We start from the raw sequence: 16566 nt of genomic DNA on the forward strand, positions 1-16566 counted from the left end.
AAACATGCACACGGAGCTAGGAACCTTGATCAAACAGATAAATGCCAAGCTGGTTGGGCACTTTCGCTACTATGGGGTAACCGACAACAGCAATGGAATCCATACCTTTGGATACTGCGTACGGCGTAAATTGTTTGAAATACTCAATCGCAGAAGCCAAAAGAAGAGCTTGACGTGGGAAGGATTTGCAAAACTAACAGATAGATTCCCGCTAGCAAAAGCGAGAATCTATGTGAATATCTATGGCTAAACGTAAGTAAATGCTGCTATGAAGAGCCGGATGCCTTAATAGGGCAAGTCCGGTTCCGTGAGGGGGGCTGGAATGTGAGTTCCGCCTCTACTCGACCGAAGCGCGTAACTGGCAGTGTATAATGTCCCTCAACATGAGGTACAGAAAGAAAAAAAGAGTTATAATAGGTTAATGGATGTGTTATAGCCTAAAAATGAACTAAAGATAAAATATGTAACTGGACGTGGTTGGAAGACAATGGACAATCATATAACATGGTATAGAAACAAGCAAATTGAACGAACGATGGCTAATCTGGAAAAGCATAATATTGGCGCTTTTTATGTTGCTGATGAATTGGCGTTAAAAGAAAAGATAAAACAGTTGATCCCCGAGCATTCAACGGTGGCAGTGGGAGACTCGGTAACGCTTGGAGAGACAGGCATACTGGAACTTTTGCGTAACGGCTGCTACAACTTTCTGGACAAATACCGGCAGGGCATTAGCCGGGAGGAGAAAAAAGCGTTATACCGGCAGAGCTTTGGTGCGGATACATTTCTAGCTAGTACAAACGCCTTAACCGAGGAGGGCGAATTATACAACATTGATGGCAATGGCAGTAGAGTAGCTGCTATGATCTATGGCCCGGAGCAGGTTATTATTGTGGCCGGAATTAATAAGCTGGTAAGAAATCTGGAGGAAGCGGAAAAACGGACAAGGCACTACGCTGCTCCCCTGGATGCGAAACGGTTAAACAAGAAGACGCCTTGCGCTGCGTTGGGATATTGTGTGGATTGTAAAAGTGAAGAACGGATATGTAACAGCTTTGTCGTGATTAAACGGCAATTTATCAAAGACCGTATCAAAGTGGTGATTGTGGGCAGGGAACTGGGGTATTAAGATACCGGTTGCCTGCCCTGTATTTTCGGGTAATTTGTGGGGAGAGTATTTTTGATTTGAGCGGTGATGGGTGTAAGAACAATGAAGGTTGGCCGCGCCGGCGCGTAAAGGGAGCGGCTTTAGCGGAGTGGCGGAGGAACTGGGCAAATTGGCGAAAGCTTTGCAGGGACAGTAAAGATTTTAAAGTATAGTCAGTATCGGATAAGCTCGGTGAGAATGTCCCAGGACAACTTGCCGGGCTTGGTTGTTTTTCGACGGCCTAATTGTGACGGAGGGTAGCGGCAGGAATTTTTAATGTGTGAGATAAATATAGAAGAGTAGGAATGCAACATGTTATTGCGAAGAACGAAGAAAACGAGGAATGGCTTATGGAGAAAAAAATTGTGTTTTTTGATGTTGACGGGACTATGCTGCATTTGCCTGGCGGTATGTATGAACCTTTGCCCAGCACCTGCGAAGCGGTACGCCTGCTGCAGGAAAAAGGCCATTACGCTGTGGTGGCTTCGGCCCGGGGCAAGCTGCCGGCGGTACTGGAAAAGCTCAATTTTGACGGATTCATCGGCTGCAATGGCAATTATATTACTTTTCATCAGGAAGTATTGTATGATAATTACTTTAAACCTGAAAACCTTGATTTTTTGCTGGGCCTTTTCCGGGAGTATGATGCGCCGTTTAATTTCACCGGTAGCCTGGGTATCTGGTCGAGTCCGGCGGATCATCCGGTGTTGCAGCGCCATAGGGAATTGTTCGGTGCCGACTTATCAGGCGATGAGCCATGGCTGTTTTCCTGGCAGCCGGAGGAGATTCATTCCGGGATGGTCACCGCTATGTTTGCCGCCGAACAACAGATGCTTACCTGCCGGGATTGTTTGCCCAAAGACTGGCTAGTAGATATGTACACCACGGAAAATATTCGCATGGATATCCATCTGCCTGGCCATACCAAAGGCAAGGGTGTCCGCTTTTTGCACGAAAAACTGGGTATTGATTTTGCCAATACTTTTGCTTTTGGTGATGCCCGCAATGACCTGGAGATGATGCGCCAGGTGAACTATGGCATTGCTATGGGAAATGCCACCGAAGAACTGAAGGCGGCTGCCTTTGCGGTAACAGACGATGTGGATAAGGACGGAATTTATAAGGCTCTGAAAAAATATGGCGTAATCTAAATGGTGCCTTCTTTTTCGCAGTAAAAGACGATAATGTCTACCGGGTTCAAGTGGAATTGTATTTAAAAAAACATAATGAGCAAGCCCGTTTTCAAGCCGTGTGGCAGGGAAACGGGCTTTGCTGCTAATAAAGCCCGGCAATTCTGAGGGTGGGACAAGGAGCCAACAGTTCAGGAGAGAGCGGTAGGATAACTTTTTGACAAAGATTTCTTGCCGGTATATACTAATAATTAGTCGACTAACTATATGCCGGAGAGGTGGGTTTGATTTGCGCTGGTACAACCGGGAGCTTCCCAGCCGGGAAGTATTGACAGGTGTTGCCGAAAGAGTACCGGAACTCAATGTCTCGGCCGTACAGTTACTGCTACAGATTTTGCAGGCGGCCAATGAGATTCAACATCATATTTATGATGTTCTGGAGAAAAAGTATAAACTGTCCGAAGGGAAGCTGGCAGTGATGATCATCCTGTATATCGCTGCCGCCGACGGTATATCTCCGTCACAGTTGGCGGATAAAGCCGGTGTGACAAGGGCGACGATCAGTGCCATGCTCCACCGCCTGAGCCGGGACGGGCTGGCGACTTCTTTTTCCGACTCGGCCGACGGCCGGGGCAAGGTTGTTTCTTTAACGCCCCAGGGCCGGCGCTTTATGGAAGGTATCCTGCCGGACCATTATTTGCGCATTGCCCAAATGATGAACAAGCTGGACCAGACGGAGCAGGCCCACCTGGTACGGCTGCTGAAAAAGATGAATGCCCAATAAGCAATGTTACGTGAGGCGACCGGCAAGAAACCGGGCGGATCGCGTGGTTACCCGCTGGCGGCGGGTGCTTTCTGCCTGATAGTTAGTCGACTAATTATATAATGAAAAGAAAATTAGAAAGGCAAAGTGCGGAGCTATAGTTAGCCGGCTAATTATATACCGGGTGGTATTGGCGCACCTTGTCAGATGAATGGGGAGTAAGCAGGATGGACGTTAAAAAGAAAACGGTAAGGATCGGACTGGGTTTTTTGGCCTTGTTTTTTGCCGGCGGCTTGCTGCTGGCCTTTAAGGGCCATGATGCCGTGTCGGTGGCAGCCGAGAAGAAAGGCGGCATCCTAACGGCCGAACAGGCCAAGCTGGCTTTCGAAAATATCGGCGGCAGGCTGATCACTGAACAGGTCAAAGAATCGCAGGAAGTGAAAAAAGGCGATGTCCTGATGGTGCTGGACAGCACCGATGTGGATCTGGCCATAGAGAAACTGCAGGCTCAAATCAAACAAATGGACGCGAGAATTAACCAGGCCAGCGGCGATATTACCATCGGCTATGCCAAAACCGATACGGCACAAACCCAAACGTACCGGCAGATCGAGCAGCAGAAAATGGCACTGGATGCCGCTAATGCCGCCTATCACAATCAACAGCTTACCTTTGATCGCAAGAAATCGCTGGCTGCTTCCGGTGCTATTTCCCAGGCCGAAATGGATAGTGCCCAGGCCGCGCTTGATATGGCCACTGCCAATATGGGGCAGCAGCAGCGCCTGTTGGAAAAAATGCTGGCCGGCAGCAATGCCGGCGCTAGGGAGCAAATTCTAACCAGCGGCACGGCCGACGCTATCTATCTGCCGGAAATTGACCAGCAGCGGCAAACGCTGGCCAACAGCCGCCACGGCGTGGAAGAACTGCTGCAGGAACGGCAGAATCTGCTGGTTCAGCTTAAGGAGCTGCAGGTGAAAAAAGGACGATTGACCTTAAGGGCGCCTGAGGACGGAAAAATTCTGAAGGTAATTGCCAAGCAGGGAGAAATGGTGGCACCCAATGCACCGGTAATTCTGCTGGAAAGCAAGCGCTATTATTATGATATTTATCTGGATGAACGGCAGGCAGCCGCCTTGCAGGTGGGTGGCAAGCTAACCGGCACTTCGGTGGCTACGGCGGCCGAGGTACCGGGAACCATCCGCTTTATTACGGCGGCGCCGGGCTTTGCCGACTTAAAGATGAGCCGAGAAAAGGGGCAGGCCGACCTGGCGGCGTTCCAAGTCAGAATTTACATAGAACCGGAAGCCAATGTGCTGCCCGGCATGACGGTTGAGGTGAAGCAGGATGCGCTTTCTTAAAGATGAGCTGCAGTATCTTTTCTCCGGCAAAGGGATGCCTTATGAAAAGGTTTCGCTGATGATTGCCATTGTGATCACACTGGTGTTCTGGGCCGTGTTGTCCAACCATCATGTGGAGGATGCCAAGGTGGCGGTTATCGATCTGGATAATTCAAAATTCAGCCATGAGTTTATTGAGCAGCTCAATGCGTCGCCGTATATTGAGGTGAAAACCATATTGAATGTTCCCGCCGATCCGGAGAAGCTGCTGTATCAGGACCGCTATCTGGCGGCGGTGTATATCCCGGCTGGCTTTGAAAAAAACCGCTATGACAAAACCGAAAATAACATTGGCGTATTTTACGATAATATTACGGCCGCGCCAACGGGCACGTTGAAAAGTGCCCTTAATACCATCGTGGCCGTGGAAAACAGCATGATTGCCGCGCCGGAGGTGGAGGCCCTGGGGGTAAGCGGCCAGCAGACAGCCGGCCTTATCAGCAATATTTCGCTCAAGGAACGCCTGCTGTTTAACCCGACCGATTCTTCCAACAACTCTACCGTCGTGGGCTTCCTGTTTTTCTTTAGCGCCATGTTCTTTGTCTTTGCCACCATTGGGATGATGGCCCGGCTGCGGCTGGAGAGAAAATGGCGAAAGCAGATTTTGAAGGGGACGCCTTTTGATCTGATGCTGCGGTTTGCTCCCTATTGCTTTTGTCTGTTTGTCAGCCTGTTTGTCGGACTGGGGCTGCTGCGCCTGATCGGGGATTTAAGCTTTGCCGGCAATTTTTTCTCGCTGGTGTTTGCCGTGCTGTTGTTTGTGTGGTCCATGGCATTTAGCTGCATTCTGTTTGGCTGGGGGGCACCCAATCCGGGGGCGGCCATCAGTAAGATGATCCTGTTTGTACCGGGCGGCTTTATTCTGGGCGGTTATACGACGCCGCTGGATATTCTGCCGGAATGGGTCAGGCTGGTGAGCAACATTTTTCCGCTTACCTGGGTGTTCCGCTTCACGCGGGATATTCTGCTGCGCGGCGCTTCGTTTATGGATGCGGCCCAGGAGTTTGGCAGTTACATGATGTATGTGACGGTGCTGGCCCTATTGGTTTGTATCCGGTTTTACCGGGAGTATAACAGTTTGCAGCGGCAAACGGCTGCCGGCAGCCAGGAGGAAGTGGCCTAAACCTAGTGTTACGGGAGGAAGTCTACATGAAAAGAATATATATAACCGGCTGCCTGCTCGTCTTGCTGGCCGGCGCCTTACCGGTTTTTGCCGAATCAAATGCCTTGACCCTGGAGGAAAGCATCCGGCTGGCGCTGACTAATAACGAGCAGATTCAAATGGCGGCCAGCGGGGTGACCGAGGCCGAGTGGCAGGTAAAGAAGGCCAAGGGGGAAAAGAGTATCAAGCTTGATGCCACCCATACGACGGCCAAAATTGGCGGCCAGTATTGGAGTGTGTATCATATTGATGATGTACCTTCCGATTATTTTATCAATTCTCTAACTGCTACGCTGCCGCTGTATTCGGGCGGACGGGTTGAAAATACCCTTAAGCAGGCTCAGGCTGGTCGTGAGATCAGTGCGCTGGCGCTGCAAAACACCGGGCAGGAAATTGCATTTCAGACCATCGGGGCCTATTACTACCTGCTGTCCTGCCGTCATATGGAACAGGTGCGGCAGGAAGCGAACGAGCAATTGGCCGGGCATTTGAAGCAGGTGGAAGCGCAGTATGCCGTAGGCAATGTGAACCGGGCCGATGTACTGCGGGCCGAGGTGGAACTGAGTGATGCCCGTCAGGCACTGGTGAATGCGCAAAATGATACCCGCAAGGCCGTATTTGCCCTGAATAAGTTAATGGGGGTTGCTATCGGCCAGGACACGGTGATTGAGGATCAGTTTACTTATGAACAAAATGATTATCAGCTGCCGGAGGCGGTTAGTTATGCGCTGGCCCATCATCCGGAGCAACTGATCGAGGCCGAGGCGATGGAACAGGCCAGGCTGGGCGTTGAATTGGCCAAAGCCGGCAAACGGCCGGACGTATCGCTGGATGCTTCGTATACCACCTATGACACCAAGCTCGACCAGTTTGACACCAAGCAATGGATGGCCGGCATCACGGCCCACCTGAACGTGTTTGACGGCCAGGTAACCAGTGCCGGAGTGAAAGCCGCCGAGCAGAAGGTCGAGCAGGCCAGGCACCATGCCGGCGAGGTGGCCCGGACAGTAGAGCTGCAGGTGCAAAGCGCCTTTCTGGATATGAAGAAGGCCGAGCAGAATATGGCAACCAATCAGACGGCGGTAGCTAAGGCGGTGGAGGATTTTAAGCTGTCCCAGCTGCGGTATGGAGTAAGCCTGGCGACCAACCTGGATGTGATGGATGCCCAGGTGGCGCTGACTACCGCTAAAACAAACTATATCCGGTCGATCTATGAGTACAATGTCAGCAAGTCGGCCTTGGAACGGGCCATGGGTAAACCGGTAAATCTTCCGGAAAAAGAAAAATAACAGCACAACGGCTGGCAATCCGGTAAAATGGCTGCAGAATTAACTCAGACCGTAGGCCGGTTCAAAGTCTAGTATAAGGAAAGAAGTCCCGTCCATGCCTAGCAGGTCATAGACGGAACTCCTTTTAACGCTTGGGTAATGCTCATTGTTGATTATTCTTGGGGGACAGTTCTTTTGAGTTGATTCCTGCCGCTTTCTGATGGGAGTGTTACGAACTTTGGGGGATAACTCATTTTTTTTTCGTAAATGTCAGATCAGGGGACGAGCGCTGGTGTCTGCCGCCAGCGGTGCGTTGGCGGCACCGGACGCTAAAATTTTTGCCAGCCGCCGGACACCCTCAGTCAAGCGGTCTTCGTCGTGTGTTACAAAACAGAGCCGAATATAGGGGCTGTCCGGCTGGTTCAGATAAAAGGCTTCACCGGGGACAAAGGTAACGCCGGCGGCAGCGGCCTGACGCAGCAGCTCGGCCGGTGATGCCGGCGGGTGAACCTTGCACCACAGATAAAAGCCGCCGGCAGGCAGGGTAAAATCTAAATATGCCGGGCAGTATTGTCTGATTGCTCCGGCCAGGGCATCGCGGCGTTTCCTGTATTCCCGGCGGACTAAGGTTAGATGTTGGGCCAGGTAATCCTGCTGGAGACAGGTGTGGAGAATGATTTGGGACAAGTTGTTGCTGTGCAGATCGACATATTGCTTCTCCTGGGCTAACCGGTTAATGACCGGCGGTGGAGCGGTTATCCAGCCGGTCCGCAGCCCGGGGAACAGTATTTTGGAAAAGGTGCTTAAATAAATAACTCCCCCGTAGGTGTCCAGGCTTTTGAGCGTGGGCGGTGGTTGTTGTCCGTAATATAGCTGACTGTACGGATCGTCTTCCACAATAGCGAGCCGGTAACGGGCGGCTAAGCGGATTAATTCCTGGCGCTGGGCTAAGGTCATGACCCGGCCGGCCGGGTTCTGAAAGGTTGGAATAGTGTAGAAGAATTTAGGACGGTAGCGGATCAAATAATCCTCAAGTACGGCTAGATCCAGACTGTCGGATTGCGGCAGGCCCAGAATACGAGCTCCGGCAGCCTCCAGCAACTGGATGGTGCCAAGATAGGTCGGCGATTCCACAATGACATAATCTCTTGGTTCAACCAGAGCCTTCACCAGGAGGTAAAGACCTTGCTGAGAGCCGGAGACGATCAGTACGTTATCCGGGCTGGTCGGGATCCCCAGTGAGGTTTGCCAGGCAGCGAGGGAGTGCCTAAGCGGGGAATAGCCTTCGATGGATATGTGGCCGAAGGTTTCCTTTGGCAGGTCCGGACACTGGTTGGTCAGGTTTTCCAGGATAGTGAGGTCGTAGAGCTGTGGGTCGGGCATACCGGCAGCGAAAGAAATGGTGTCATCCGCCGTAGGCGACGAGACCAGTGAGCGAAGCAGGGAAGCTAAAGGGGATTTGTAGGGAGGGCTGAATAGCTGCTCCCAGGGCATACTGCCGGTGTGCCCGTCACCGGTACTTAGCTCGGTAATATAGGTTCCGCTGCCGACACGAGTGGTTACCAGGCCGTTCTCTTCCAGCAGCCGGTAGGCGTTAATGACGGTGGTGCGGCTTACCTTAAGCAGGTTGGCGAGTTCCCGCTCCGGCATCAGTTTGGTATTGGCCGGCAGTGTGCATTCTTTGATTTTGGCTGCCAGGCTGTTGGCTATCTGCAGGTACATGGGGGCGGTTGCCTGTTGATCAATTCGAATACCACTTAGTATTTTGGTTATATCCATTTTCGGTATTCTCCTTATAATTTAATAATTGGTATTCTTTTATTGTTATATTGGATATTTACAATTATATTCCTGCCGGCTATGATGGATAAAAAGCACAAGTGGTCCGCTAACTTTGAAGGTACAAATTAAATTGGCGGAAAAGGACCCATGAAGTAATTGTATTTTCAGAGTTGGTGGACCACTGGGTAAGGTGGCTGGGGGGATAAAAAGTGAAAATTACAGAGTTAACGGAAGGGATTAGAGATACGCTGCCGATTATGGTGGGAGTAGTCCCGTTTGGCCTGGCCTATGGAATTGTAGCGCAATCAATTGGGCTTACGCCCGGTGAAACGCTGCTGATGTCTTTGCTGGTGTTTGCCGGGGCAGCTCAGTTTATCAGTTTACCGATGTTTGCCGAAGGGGCGGGTATGGCTATGATTGCCCTGACAGCACTGTTAATCAATCTGCGTCATTTGCTGATGGGACTTTCCCTTGCTCCCCATATGACCGGATTATCTTTGCCGCATAAGGCACTGCTTACCTTTGGGATGGCCGACGAAACCTATGCGGTGACGATTAGCCGGGCGCAGGCCAGCAGCTATAGTGCCGCGTATCAATTAGGGAGTAATATGACCGGCTATGTCACCTGGGCTTTATCTACGGCCGGGGGGATTTTTCTTGGCAGCCGTATCAGCGATCCGCTTTCCTGGGGTCTTGATTTTGCCATGCCTGCCACTTTTCTGGCCCTCTTAATTCCCCGGCTCACCGACAAGCGCAACCTGCTGGTATGCCTGGTCGCTGCGGGTGTCAGTATCGTCGCAGCCATTAGCATACCGGGGAAATGGTATATTATTATTGCCTGTTTAACGGCTGCCGTAGTTGGCGGCGTATTAGAAAGGGGAGAAACTGATGCGGACTGAGATCGTTGTTACCATTATAATGATGGCGATTGCCACTTTTGCTACCCGTTTTGCCAGCCCGGCTATTCTGGGTGCTGCCGGGATTCCTGCCTGTTTCAAGCGGTTTTTAAAATATGTGCCCACGGCCATCCTAACTGCACTCATCGCGCCGACCCTATTGGCGCCGCATGGCTATGTCGAAGTTTCACCTCATAACAGCTATCTGATTGCCGGTGCCATAGCGGCGCTGTTGGCCTATCTCCGACAACCACCCCTGGTGACCATGAGTGGTGGCATGGCGGTGATGCTGGGCTTGCGGGTTTTTAATTTTTAAAAGCTTTTAGCGCTCGGTATACGTCTTTTAAGAAACCTCTGCTTTTCCCGAACTGCCGCCAGGACGAGCAGTGTGAATACATCCGTAGTTCTTTCAACAAAAAAAGCCTCGACTCTTTGTTCACAAAAAGGTCGAGGCTTTTGTCTGCCATTATGGTTGTTGCCTATTGGCCGTACTCCTGGGGACGGTCCTTTGATTTTCGTTATGGCGTTGCACGGCGGGGAAGTAGCCTGCGCTGCCACAGATAGAAGAATACTGTGTTTGCCGGCTATTGGCCGTGCAAAAAACAATCGGTGGTGTGGTCATTGACCATGCCGGTAGCCTGCATGAAGGCATAGCAGATGGTGGAGCCGACGAAATTAAAGCCCCGTTTGCGCAGTGCTTTGCTCATTGCATCTGATTCAGGGGTGGTTGCCGGAACCTCACTGATTTGCTGCCAGTGATTGACTTTGGGCTGGCCGCCGACAAATTGCCAGATAAAGTCGCTAAAACTGCCGTATTCCTTTTGAACGGCCAAAAACTGTTGGGCATTCTGAATGGTCGCCTTGATTTTTAGCCGGTTGCGGATAATGCCCGGATTAGCCATGAGCTGTTCAGTTTTGGCATCGTCATATTGGGCGATTTTCGAGGCTGAAAAACCGTCGAAGGCTTCCCGGAAGTTTTCCCGTTTGCGCAAAACGGTGATCCAGCTCAGTCCGGCTTGCATGCCTTCCAGGATCAGCATTTCAAACAGCTTTTGATCGTCATAGCAGGGCTGTCCCCACTCTTCGTCATGATAGCGGATGTATAAGGGTTCCTCGGTAACCCAAGCGCATCGTATTGGCATCGTGCTCCTCCTGATTGAGGCGGCTGTCGCCGCGATTTTCCACGGACTTGTCCGCTGACGCAGAATTAGTTGTTATGAAATCTATTATATCATTACCGACTGTTAAGGCGGTTTATATCGTGGTAATTTATAAAAATTTTAAGGAATCTTTAAGACGGTTTTAGATTCTCTTTTTACAATAATGGCAAAGCAAGTCGGGAACAGGCGGCCGTCACATGACTGAGGGTGCCGGAAAACCTCCGCGAAGGAGGATGGCGGCTGGCCTTCTTGTAAACGGCCTGCAGCCAGGGTTAAAGAAAAGGAGTTGTTTTGCTATGGGGTTATTTAATTTGTTTAATTTGTTTAATTTGTTTTCGGAAGACTGGCGGGAACATCGCCGCCACCGTCATGGACATCATCATGGCCGGGGTTTTCAGCGAAATCTGTCTAGATCCTACAGCGAAAGTCCTGCGCGGGATCAGGAATCAGGGAAAGCAAAGGTATGTCCGCTTTGTAAGAATCATTGCAGCCTGTCGTCACCTCAATGCGAACGGGGCCGGCTATATGCTGAGGAATTATAAAAAGAATTGCGTGAATGATCCCTTGTGAGGGGGAATTTGAATCGAAGGACTCGTCCTGGTGGGGTTCGGAATGGCCTGCCTTCCGAACCTTTTGGTTAAAATAGAAAAAGTTGGCCGTTTGTCTCATTTTAATCATAAGTTTGCCTCATAATAGTAGAGAATACATAATGGGGTGGATTTATGATAAAAAAAACAATGGCAGTATGTTTACTGCTAAGCGCAATGACTGTAAACGGCTGGGCTGCACCGGCACTTAACAAGGAAATCGCAAAAGATTTGCAGGGCTTTCAGGGCAAGGCCGGTGTGTACGCCAAGAATTTGACCACAGGAAAGACCATTCAATTTAATCAAAATGAGATTTTTCCCACGGCCTCAACCAGTAAACTGCTGGTTGCGCTGGCTACCTACAAGTATCTGTATCCCGGTGCCGAAACGTACAAAAAGGAGCAATACGATCAATACATTGAAGCCATGATGACCGTAAGTGACAATGACTCCTTTTATGCTCTGCTTGGTGAATTTGACAGCAACCATACCGATACGCTTAGCAAAGTTACCAAAGACCTGCGGTTGCAGCGGACACTGATCCATAATGAAAAGGCCTATCAGCAGTACCAGTATCACAGTGTAACCACGCCTCTGGAAATGGCCAAGGTGTTTGAACGGATTTATTCAGAATCCTACCTGGACAGGAACAAATCGGAGCAGTTAAAAGACGAGCTGGCCAATTCCATTTTTCATGATGAAATTCCCCGCTATATGCTGACGCCGGTCTTTCATAAGGTCGGTGAGCTGGACGATGTGCTTTGCGACGTGGGGGTCATTCAGGATGGGCATGATCCTATCTTGATCAGCTTCTATACTTCTGCCGCCGATCACCGGTATTCCAGCGATTTCATTGCGGCAGAGTCGGCTAAGCTGTATAATGCGTTGCGAAGAAAATAGAGAGGCGCATGTTGTGAGACATCGCCGCAAGTTGGCAGAGCAGGCGGGAAACGAGAGAAAAATCTGATGGGCAGAAACGGGATAACAATTCTCTTTTAACAGAGACTACTTCCTTTTGTCAGTTTATGTTATACTTTACTTGTAAACTTTGGTAATTATTCCGGAGTGTTAAGGAACAAGCGTATGACAACGTGAGGAATATGACGAAAGGAGTATCGGTTATGCTTCAAAATAACAATACCTCCGTGCTCGTCGGAACCGATGCCTGCGCACCAGCGCTTCATGTTATGGAGGAATTGCTTAAGGTCGTGCAGCAGCTTTCCGCTACCCATGATTTACAGGCGGTAATGGATATTGTCCGTCATTCGGTACGGGAACTCACCGGCTCGGATGGAGCTACCTTTGTTTTACGGGATGGGGAATTTTGCTATTATGCAGAGGAAGATGCCATTACTCCGCTGTGGAAAGGGCTGCGTTTTCCTATGGAGATTTGCATCAGCGGCTGGGTTATGCGCAACCGCCAGCCTACTATTATTGAAGATATTTATCATGACGACCGGATTCCGATTGATGTATATCGCAAAACCTTTGTACGCAGTCTGGCCATGGTGCCGATTAAAACGAATGATCCAATCGGTGCTATTGGCTGTTATTGGTCCAAAGTATGTCAACCTACGGCGGAACAGGTGCAGGTGCTTCACGTGCTGGCCGACACGGCGGCCATTGCCATGGATAATATCGGCTATCAGGAAAGCATCGCCAGCCAGGCGCGACAGCTTGAGGAAGCTATCGACGGCACACTGCTAACGGTAGCCAAGATGGTAGAGTTGAAGGACCCCTATACTTCCGGCCATCAACGGCGGGTGGGTATCCTTTCTTACGATATGGCCTGCGAGTTGGGCTGGGATAAAAAACGTTGTGAAATGCTGCGTCGTGCGGCCATTGTGCATGATATCGGAAAAATCGGCATTCCCGGCGAACTGTTGACGAAACCGTCCAAGCTTACGCCGCAGGAGTTCGGTCTGATTCAGACCCACGCTGCCATGAGCTATGATATTCTTAAAGATGTGAACTTTCTTATGCCCATTGCGAAGATTATTTTGCAGCACCATGAGCGTTTAAATGGCAGCGGCTATCCGCACGGGCTGACGGGGGAGCAAATTCTGCCGGAGGCCAAGATTATTGCGGTGGCCGATGTCTTTGAAGCGATGACCTCCCATCGTCCCTACCGGCCGGCGCCGGGGATGGATGCTGCTTTGGAAGAGCTTTTGCGGAATAAAGGGGTATTGTACGATTCTGTTGTGGTGGACGCCCTTGTCCGGTTGGTAAAAGAGAAGAATTATTGTCTTCCCGAATAAGTAAAACAGGAGGCCAAGCTAATGGCCTCCTGTTTTTTTATTTGGGAGTAGGTGGGGCAAGAAAGTCATATGGCAGTTGCTATTCGCCATTAGCTGCCGAGGAGGGCGATGCTTTCCCGCAGCCAGGTTACATAGGCCTCTTCACGCAGAATGGCCCCCTGCAGAACGAGATAATCACTGCATTGCCGGTCATTCAAGGTGGCCGGGTTGGTGTTTCCGTACAGCTTTTCTCTATGGTTTTTAAGCATGTCTAGTTTTTTTTGGCGTTTAATTAGCTGCGATTGAAATTGTTCGAGCCGCTTGGCGGCAGGCAAGGCGTCGGAAAAATAGGTTTTCAGTTTAAAAATATCTTTAGGCGTTGGCTCAAGCGGCTCATCCCGGCTCAGCCATTGGAGAAAATCCTCCCGGCCGTCGGAGGTGATGGTGTATAGCTTTTTTTCCAGCTTTTCTCCCTGCGTGACCGTATGGAAGACAACCAACCCTTCATCGGCCAGTTTTTTCAACTCGGGATAGATCTGACTGTGTTTGGCGCTCCAAAAATTACCGAGAGTGCTGGCAAATTCTTTAGTAATATCATAGCCGGTCAGCGGACCGCAGTTTAACAGTCCGAGAATCGCATATTTTAGTGTCCGCATGGAAATACCTCCATTCCAGTGATTTTCATTGTAGCATAGTTTCAGGCGTCCGCCTAGAGCGTTATGTATACTAGAACATGTAACTATTGACATGTATATGGATGGGAAGTATGCTATAAAGAGAAGGGGTATACTAGAGAATCACTGATCTATGCGTGTCGTATGTTCTGACGGAGTTTTTCTGTCTGGCTATGTCACCAAACCTTGAAAAAGCTCCGCTAGCTTTCCGGTTTGCTACTTGCCAGATGAAGAAGCTCGTTACGTCGACAGGCTCATTAAATCGGTGATTCCTGGAGAATAGGAGGCAGTGTGATGAATTCATATCAACAGTTGTTTACGCCAGTTCGCATTGGCAACTGTACGGTGAAAAACCGTTTTGCCATGGCTCCCATGGGGCCCCTGGGACTGGCCGACGCCGAAGGAGGTTTTAACCAGAGGGGGATCGACTATTACACGGAACGGGCCAAAGGCGGTACCGGGCTGATTATCACCGGTGTTACCTTTGTCGACAACAAGGTGGAAGAGCATGGCATGCCCAACTGTCCTTGCTCTACCTATAATCCGGTGCAGTTTGTCCGTACCGGACGGGAACTGACGGAGCGCATTCATGCCTATAACGCCAGGATTTTTCTGCAGATGTCCGGCGGCTTTGGGCGGGTTACCATACCGACCAATCTGGGTGAGTTTCCCCCGGTAGCCCCGTCGCCCATCCAACATCGCTGGCTGGATAAGACCTGTCGCGAATTGACGGTAGACGAAATCCTGTATATTGTAAAACAATTCGGCGAAGGAGCATATCATGCCAAACGGGCAGGTTTTGACGGCGTGCAGATCCATGCTGTCCACGAGGGATATCTGATTGACCAGTTTGCTATTGCCCTGTTCAATCAGCGAAGCGATGAATATGGCGGCAGCCTGGAAAATCGCCTGCGCTTTGCCCGACAGATTGTGGAAGAAATCAAGAAACGCTGTGGTGCCGATTTTCCGGTCACCTTGCGGTATAGCCCCAAGAGCTTTATCAAAGACTTGCGGGATGGCGCTTTGCCGGGGGAAACGTTTGAGGAAAAGGGCCGTGACATTCCGGAAGGGATTGAAGCGGCAAATTTGCTGGTCCGGTACGGCTATGATGCGCTGGATGTGGACGTAGGTTCCTATGATGCCTGGTGGTGGAGTCATCCGCCGATGTATCAGGAAAAAGGCTTGTATCGGCCCTATGCCAAGCTGATGAAAGAAACGGTAGACGTACCTATTTTGTGCGCCGGACGGATGGATAATCCTGATATGGCAGCCAAGGCGGTTGCCGAAGGCGTCTGTGATATTGTCAGCCTGGGCCGTCCGTTGTTGGCCGATCCTGACTATGTAAATAAACTGCGCAGCGGCCGTACCAAGCTGATTCGTCCCTGCCTGTCCTGTCAGGAAGGCTGCATGGGCCGGATACAGGAATACTCGGCGCTTAACTGTGCGGTAAATCCTCATGCCTGCCGGGAACGGGCCACGCTGTTAACGCCGGCCCTACGCCCGAAGAAGGTCCTTATCGCAGGCGGTGGTGTGGCCGGCTGTGAGGCGGCCCGGGTACTAAAGCTGCGCGGCCATGAGCCGGTGCTCTATGAGAAGAGCGACCGGCTGGGGGGCAATCTGATTCCCGGCGGCGTACCGGATTTTAAAGAGGACGACCACGCTTTGGCTGCCTGGTATACCGAAATCTTAAAAGCTTTGTCGGTAGAAGTCCACTTGAATACGGCGGTCGATGAGGCTCTTTGCCTGTCCGGTGGTTTTGATGCGGTGATTGTGGCAACCGGTTCAACGCCGAAGGTGTTTTCGCTGGGCGATGACAGCAAAGTCTTTACGGCGGCCGAGGTGCTGCTGGGGAAAAAGGACCCTGGGACAAATACGGTGATCATTGGCGGCGGGCTGGTAGGCTGTGAACTGGCTTTATGGTTGAAGGACCAGGGGAAACAGGTAACAATTGTGGAAGCCTTGCACAAGCTGTTGGCTGTCAATGGACCGCTTTGCCATGCCAACAGTGAAATGCTGGAGAAACTGGTTCCGTTCAAGGGCATTGAACTCAAAACCTGTGCCCAGGCGCAAAGCTTTAAAGACGGCGTGTTGGAAGTAAAAAGCGGACAGAAGACAGAACGGATTGTCTGCGACAGTGTTATTCTGGCAGTGGGATACCGGGAAAATAATGCCCTGTACCAGTCGCTGGAACCAAGGCTGCCTGAGGTCCATCTGCTTGGCGATGCCCGACGGGTATCAAATATTATGTATGCCATCTGGGACGCTTTTGAAGTGGCCAGTCATCTGTAACTGCTGTCAAAACAGAAAAAGAGAATAGGCAAGACCCGCACTGGTAACGGCAGTGCGGGTCTTTTGCGGCTATG

General features: G+C 50.7%; 16 protein-coding genes. 13 read left to right on the top strand and 3 right to left on the bottom strand.

Features of this window, described 5'->3' with window-relative positions:
- The 7 genes from BMW43_RS17515 to BMW43_RS17545 all read left to right on the top strand — a co-directional run.
- Window positions 1-250 (top strand): group II intron maturase-specific domain-containing protein (locus BMW43_RS17515; RefSeq protein WP_091750736.1); only part of this gene is annotated, 250 nt, incomplete at its 5' end.
- A 237-nt stretch (window positions 251-487) separates the two neighbouring features.
- A complete protein-coding gene (locus BMW43_RS17520) occupies window positions 488-1129 on the top strand; it encodes a lactate utilization protein (RefSeq protein WP_091750740.1) in 642 nt (213 codons plus the stop codon).
- Between the two features lie 323 nt (window positions 1130-1452).
- The gene (locus BMW43_RS17525) at window positions 1453-2298 is read left to right on the top strand and encodes a Cof-type HAD-IIB family hydrolase (RefSeq protein WP_091750743.1); all 846 of its coding nucleotides are present in this window, start codon (window positions 1453-1455) and stop codon (window positions 2296-2298) included.
- Window positions 2299-2566: 268 nt separating this feature from the next.
- Window positions 2567-3061: a MarR family winged helix-turn-helix transcriptional regulator gene (locus BMW43_RS17530; RefSeq protein ID WP_091750746.1), complete on the top strand. Its 495-nt coding sequence runs from the start codon at window positions 2567-2569 to the stop codon at window positions 3059-3061.
- A 206-nt stretch (window positions 3062-3267) separates the two neighbouring features.
- Entirely contained in the window at window positions 3268-4398 is a 1131-nt protein-coding gene (locus BMW43_RS17535; protein WP_091750751.1) for an HlyD family secretion protein, read from the top strand.
- Window positions 4385-5560, top strand: a complete 1176-nt coding sequence (locus BMW43_RS17540) for an ABC transporter permease (RefSeq protein WP_091750754.1) — start codon at window positions 4385-4387, stop codon at window positions 5558-5560. Before BMW43_RS17535 ends, BMW43_RS17540 begins: the two co-directional genes overlap by 14 nt.
- Window positions 5561-5586: 26 nt before the next feature.
- Window positions 5587-6888 (top strand): TolC family protein, encoded by a 1302-nt coding sequence (locus tag BMW43_RS17545; protein ID WP_091750757.1) that lies wholly within the window; start codon window positions 5587-5589, stop codon window positions 6886-6888.
- Between the two features lie 249 nt (window positions 6889-7137).
- Here the strand turns inward: BMW43_RS17545 and pdxR are convergent, their stop codons facing one another.
- Window positions 7138-8646: a MocR-like pyridoxine biosynthesis transcription factor PdxR gene (pdxR, locus tag BMW43_RS17550; protein WP_091750760.1), complete on the bottom strand. Its 1509-nt coding sequence runs from the start codon at window positions 8644-8646 to the stop codon at window positions 7138-7140.
- Between the two features lie 212 nt (window positions 8647-8858).
- On the opposite strand from pdxR, the gene BMW43_RS17555 reads away from it, so the two are divergent.
- Both BMW43_RS17555 and BMW43_RS17560 read left to right on the top strand, forming a co-directional pair.
- Complete coding sequence (locus BMW43_RS17555) at window positions 8859-9548, top strand: AzlC family ABC transporter permease (protein WP_245732574.1); 690 nt, start codon at window positions 8859-8861, stop codon at window positions 9546-9548.
- Entirely contained in the window at window positions 9538-9861 is a 324-nt protein-coding gene (locus BMW43_RS17560; RefSeq protein ID WP_091750763.1) for an AzlD domain-containing protein, read from the top strand. Before BMW43_RS17555 ends, BMW43_RS17560 begins: the two co-directional genes overlap by 11 nt.
- A 268-nt stretch (window positions 9862-10129) precedes the next feature.
- Here the strand turns inward: BMW43_RS17560 and BMW43_RS17565 are convergent, their stop codons facing one another.
- Entirely contained in the window at window positions 10130-10687 is a 558-nt protein-coding gene (locus BMW43_RS17565) for a DNA-3-methyladenine glycosylase I (RefSeq protein ID WP_091750766.1), read from the bottom strand.
- Between the two features lie 314 nt (window positions 10688-11001).
- Between BMW43_RS17565 and BMW43_RS20950 the strand changes: the two genes are divergently transcribed.
- The 3 genes from BMW43_RS20950 (at window position 11002) to BMW43_RS17580 (ending at window position 13550) form a co-directional block, all read left to right on the top strand.
- Window positions 11002-11247, top strand: coding sequence for a hypothetical protein (locus tag BMW43_RS20950; RefSeq protein WP_143050656.1), 246 nt, complete (start codon window positions 11002-11004; stop codon window positions 11245-11247).
- A 180-nt stretch (window positions 11248-11427) separates the two neighbouring features.
- The gene (locus BMW43_RS17575; RefSeq protein WP_091750772.1) at window positions 11428-12192 is read left to right on the top strand and encodes a serine hydrolase; all 765 of its coding nucleotides are present in this window, start codon (window positions 11428-11430) and stop codon (window positions 12190-12192) included.
- A gap of 221 nt (window positions 12193-12413) precedes the next feature.
- The gene (locus BMW43_RS17580; RefSeq protein ID WP_091750775.1) at window positions 12414-13550 is read left to right on the top strand and encodes an HD domain-containing phosphohydrolase; all 1137 of its coding nucleotides are present in this window, start codon (window positions 12414-12416) and stop codon (window positions 13548-13550) included.
- Between the two features lie 89 nt (window positions 13551-13639).
- On the opposite strand, the gene BMW43_RS17585 is transcribed toward BMW43_RS17580, so the two are convergent.
- On the bottom strand, window positions 13640-14185 hold the full coding sequence (locus BMW43_RS17585; RefSeq protein WP_091750778.1) for a PadR family transcriptional regulator: 546 nt from the start codon (window positions 14183-14185) through the stop codon (window positions 13640-13642).
- A 312-nt stretch (window positions 14186-14497) separates the two neighbouring features.
- On the opposite strand from BMW43_RS17585, the gene BMW43_RS17590 reads away from it, so the two are divergent.
- Window positions 14498-16492, top strand: coding sequence for an oxidoreductase (locus tag BMW43_RS17590; RefSeq protein ID WP_091750780.1), 1995 nt, complete (start codon window positions 14498-14500; stop codon window positions 16490-16492).
- The last annotated feature ends 74 nt before the right edge of the window (window positions 16493-16566 follow it).

The organism is Propionispora vibrioides (assembly GCF_900110485.1).
Lineage (GTDB): Bacteria > Bacillota > Negativicutes > Propionisporales > Propionisporaceae > Propionispora > Propionispora vibrioides.

What these genes read in the sequence shown, in the direction of transcription:
- BMW43_RS17565 (WP_091750766.1), bottom strand. Translation starts at nt 10,687, where the DNA reads ATGCCAATACGATGCGCTTGGGTTACCGAGGAACCCTTATACATCCGC.
- BMW43_RS17585 (WP_091750778.1), bottom strand. Translation starts at nt 14,185, where the DNA reads ATGCGGACACTAAAATATGCGATTCTCGGACTGTTAAACTGCGGTCCG.
- BMW43_RS17575 (WP_091750772.1), top strand. Translation starts at nt 11,428, where the DNA reads ATGATAAAAAAAACAATGGCAGTATGTTTACTGCTAAGCGCAATGACT.
- BMW43_RS17590 (WP_091750780.1), top strand. Translation starts at nt 14,498, where the DNA reads ATGAATTCATATCAACAGTTGTTTACGCCAGTTCGCATTGGCAACTGT.
- BMW43_RS17580 (WP_091750775.1), top strand. Translation starts at nt 12,414, where the DNA reads ATGCTTCAAAATAACAATACCTCCGTGCTCGTCGGAACCGATGCCTGC.
- BMW43_RS17535 (WP_091750751.1), top strand. Translation starts at nt 3,268, where the DNA reads ATGGACGTTAAAAAGAAAACGGTAAGGATCGGACTGGGTTTTTTGGCC.
- BMW43_RS17540 (WP_091750754.1), top strand. Translation starts at nt 4,385, where the DNA reads ATGCGCTTTCTTAAAGATGAGCTGCAGTATCTTTTCTCCGGCAAAGGG.
- BMW43_RS17520 (WP_091750740.1), top strand. Translation starts at nt 488, where the DNA reads ATGGACAATCATATAACATGGTATAGAAACAAGCAAATTGAACGAACG.
- pdxR (WP_091750760.1), bottom strand. Translation starts at nt 8,646, where the DNA reads ATGGATATAACCAAAATACTAAGTGGTATTCGAATTGATCAACAGGCA.
- BMW43_RS17560 (WP_091750763.1), top strand. Translation starts at nt 9,538, where the DNA reads ATGCGGACTGAGATCGTTGTTACCATTATAATGATGGCGATTGCCACT.
- BMW43_RS17545 (WP_091750757.1), top strand. Translation starts at nt 5,587, where the DNA reads ATGAAAAGAATATATATAACCGGCTGCCTGCTCGTCTTGCTGGCCGGC.
- BMW43_RS20950 (WP_143050656.1), top strand. Translation starts at nt 11,002, where the DNA reads ATGGGGTTATTTAATTTGTTTAATTTGTTTAATTTGTTTTCGGAAGAC.
- BMW43_RS17525 (WP_091750743.1), top strand. Translation starts at nt 1,453, where the DNA reads ATGCAACATGTTATTGCGAAGAACGAAGAAAACGAGGAATGGCTTATG.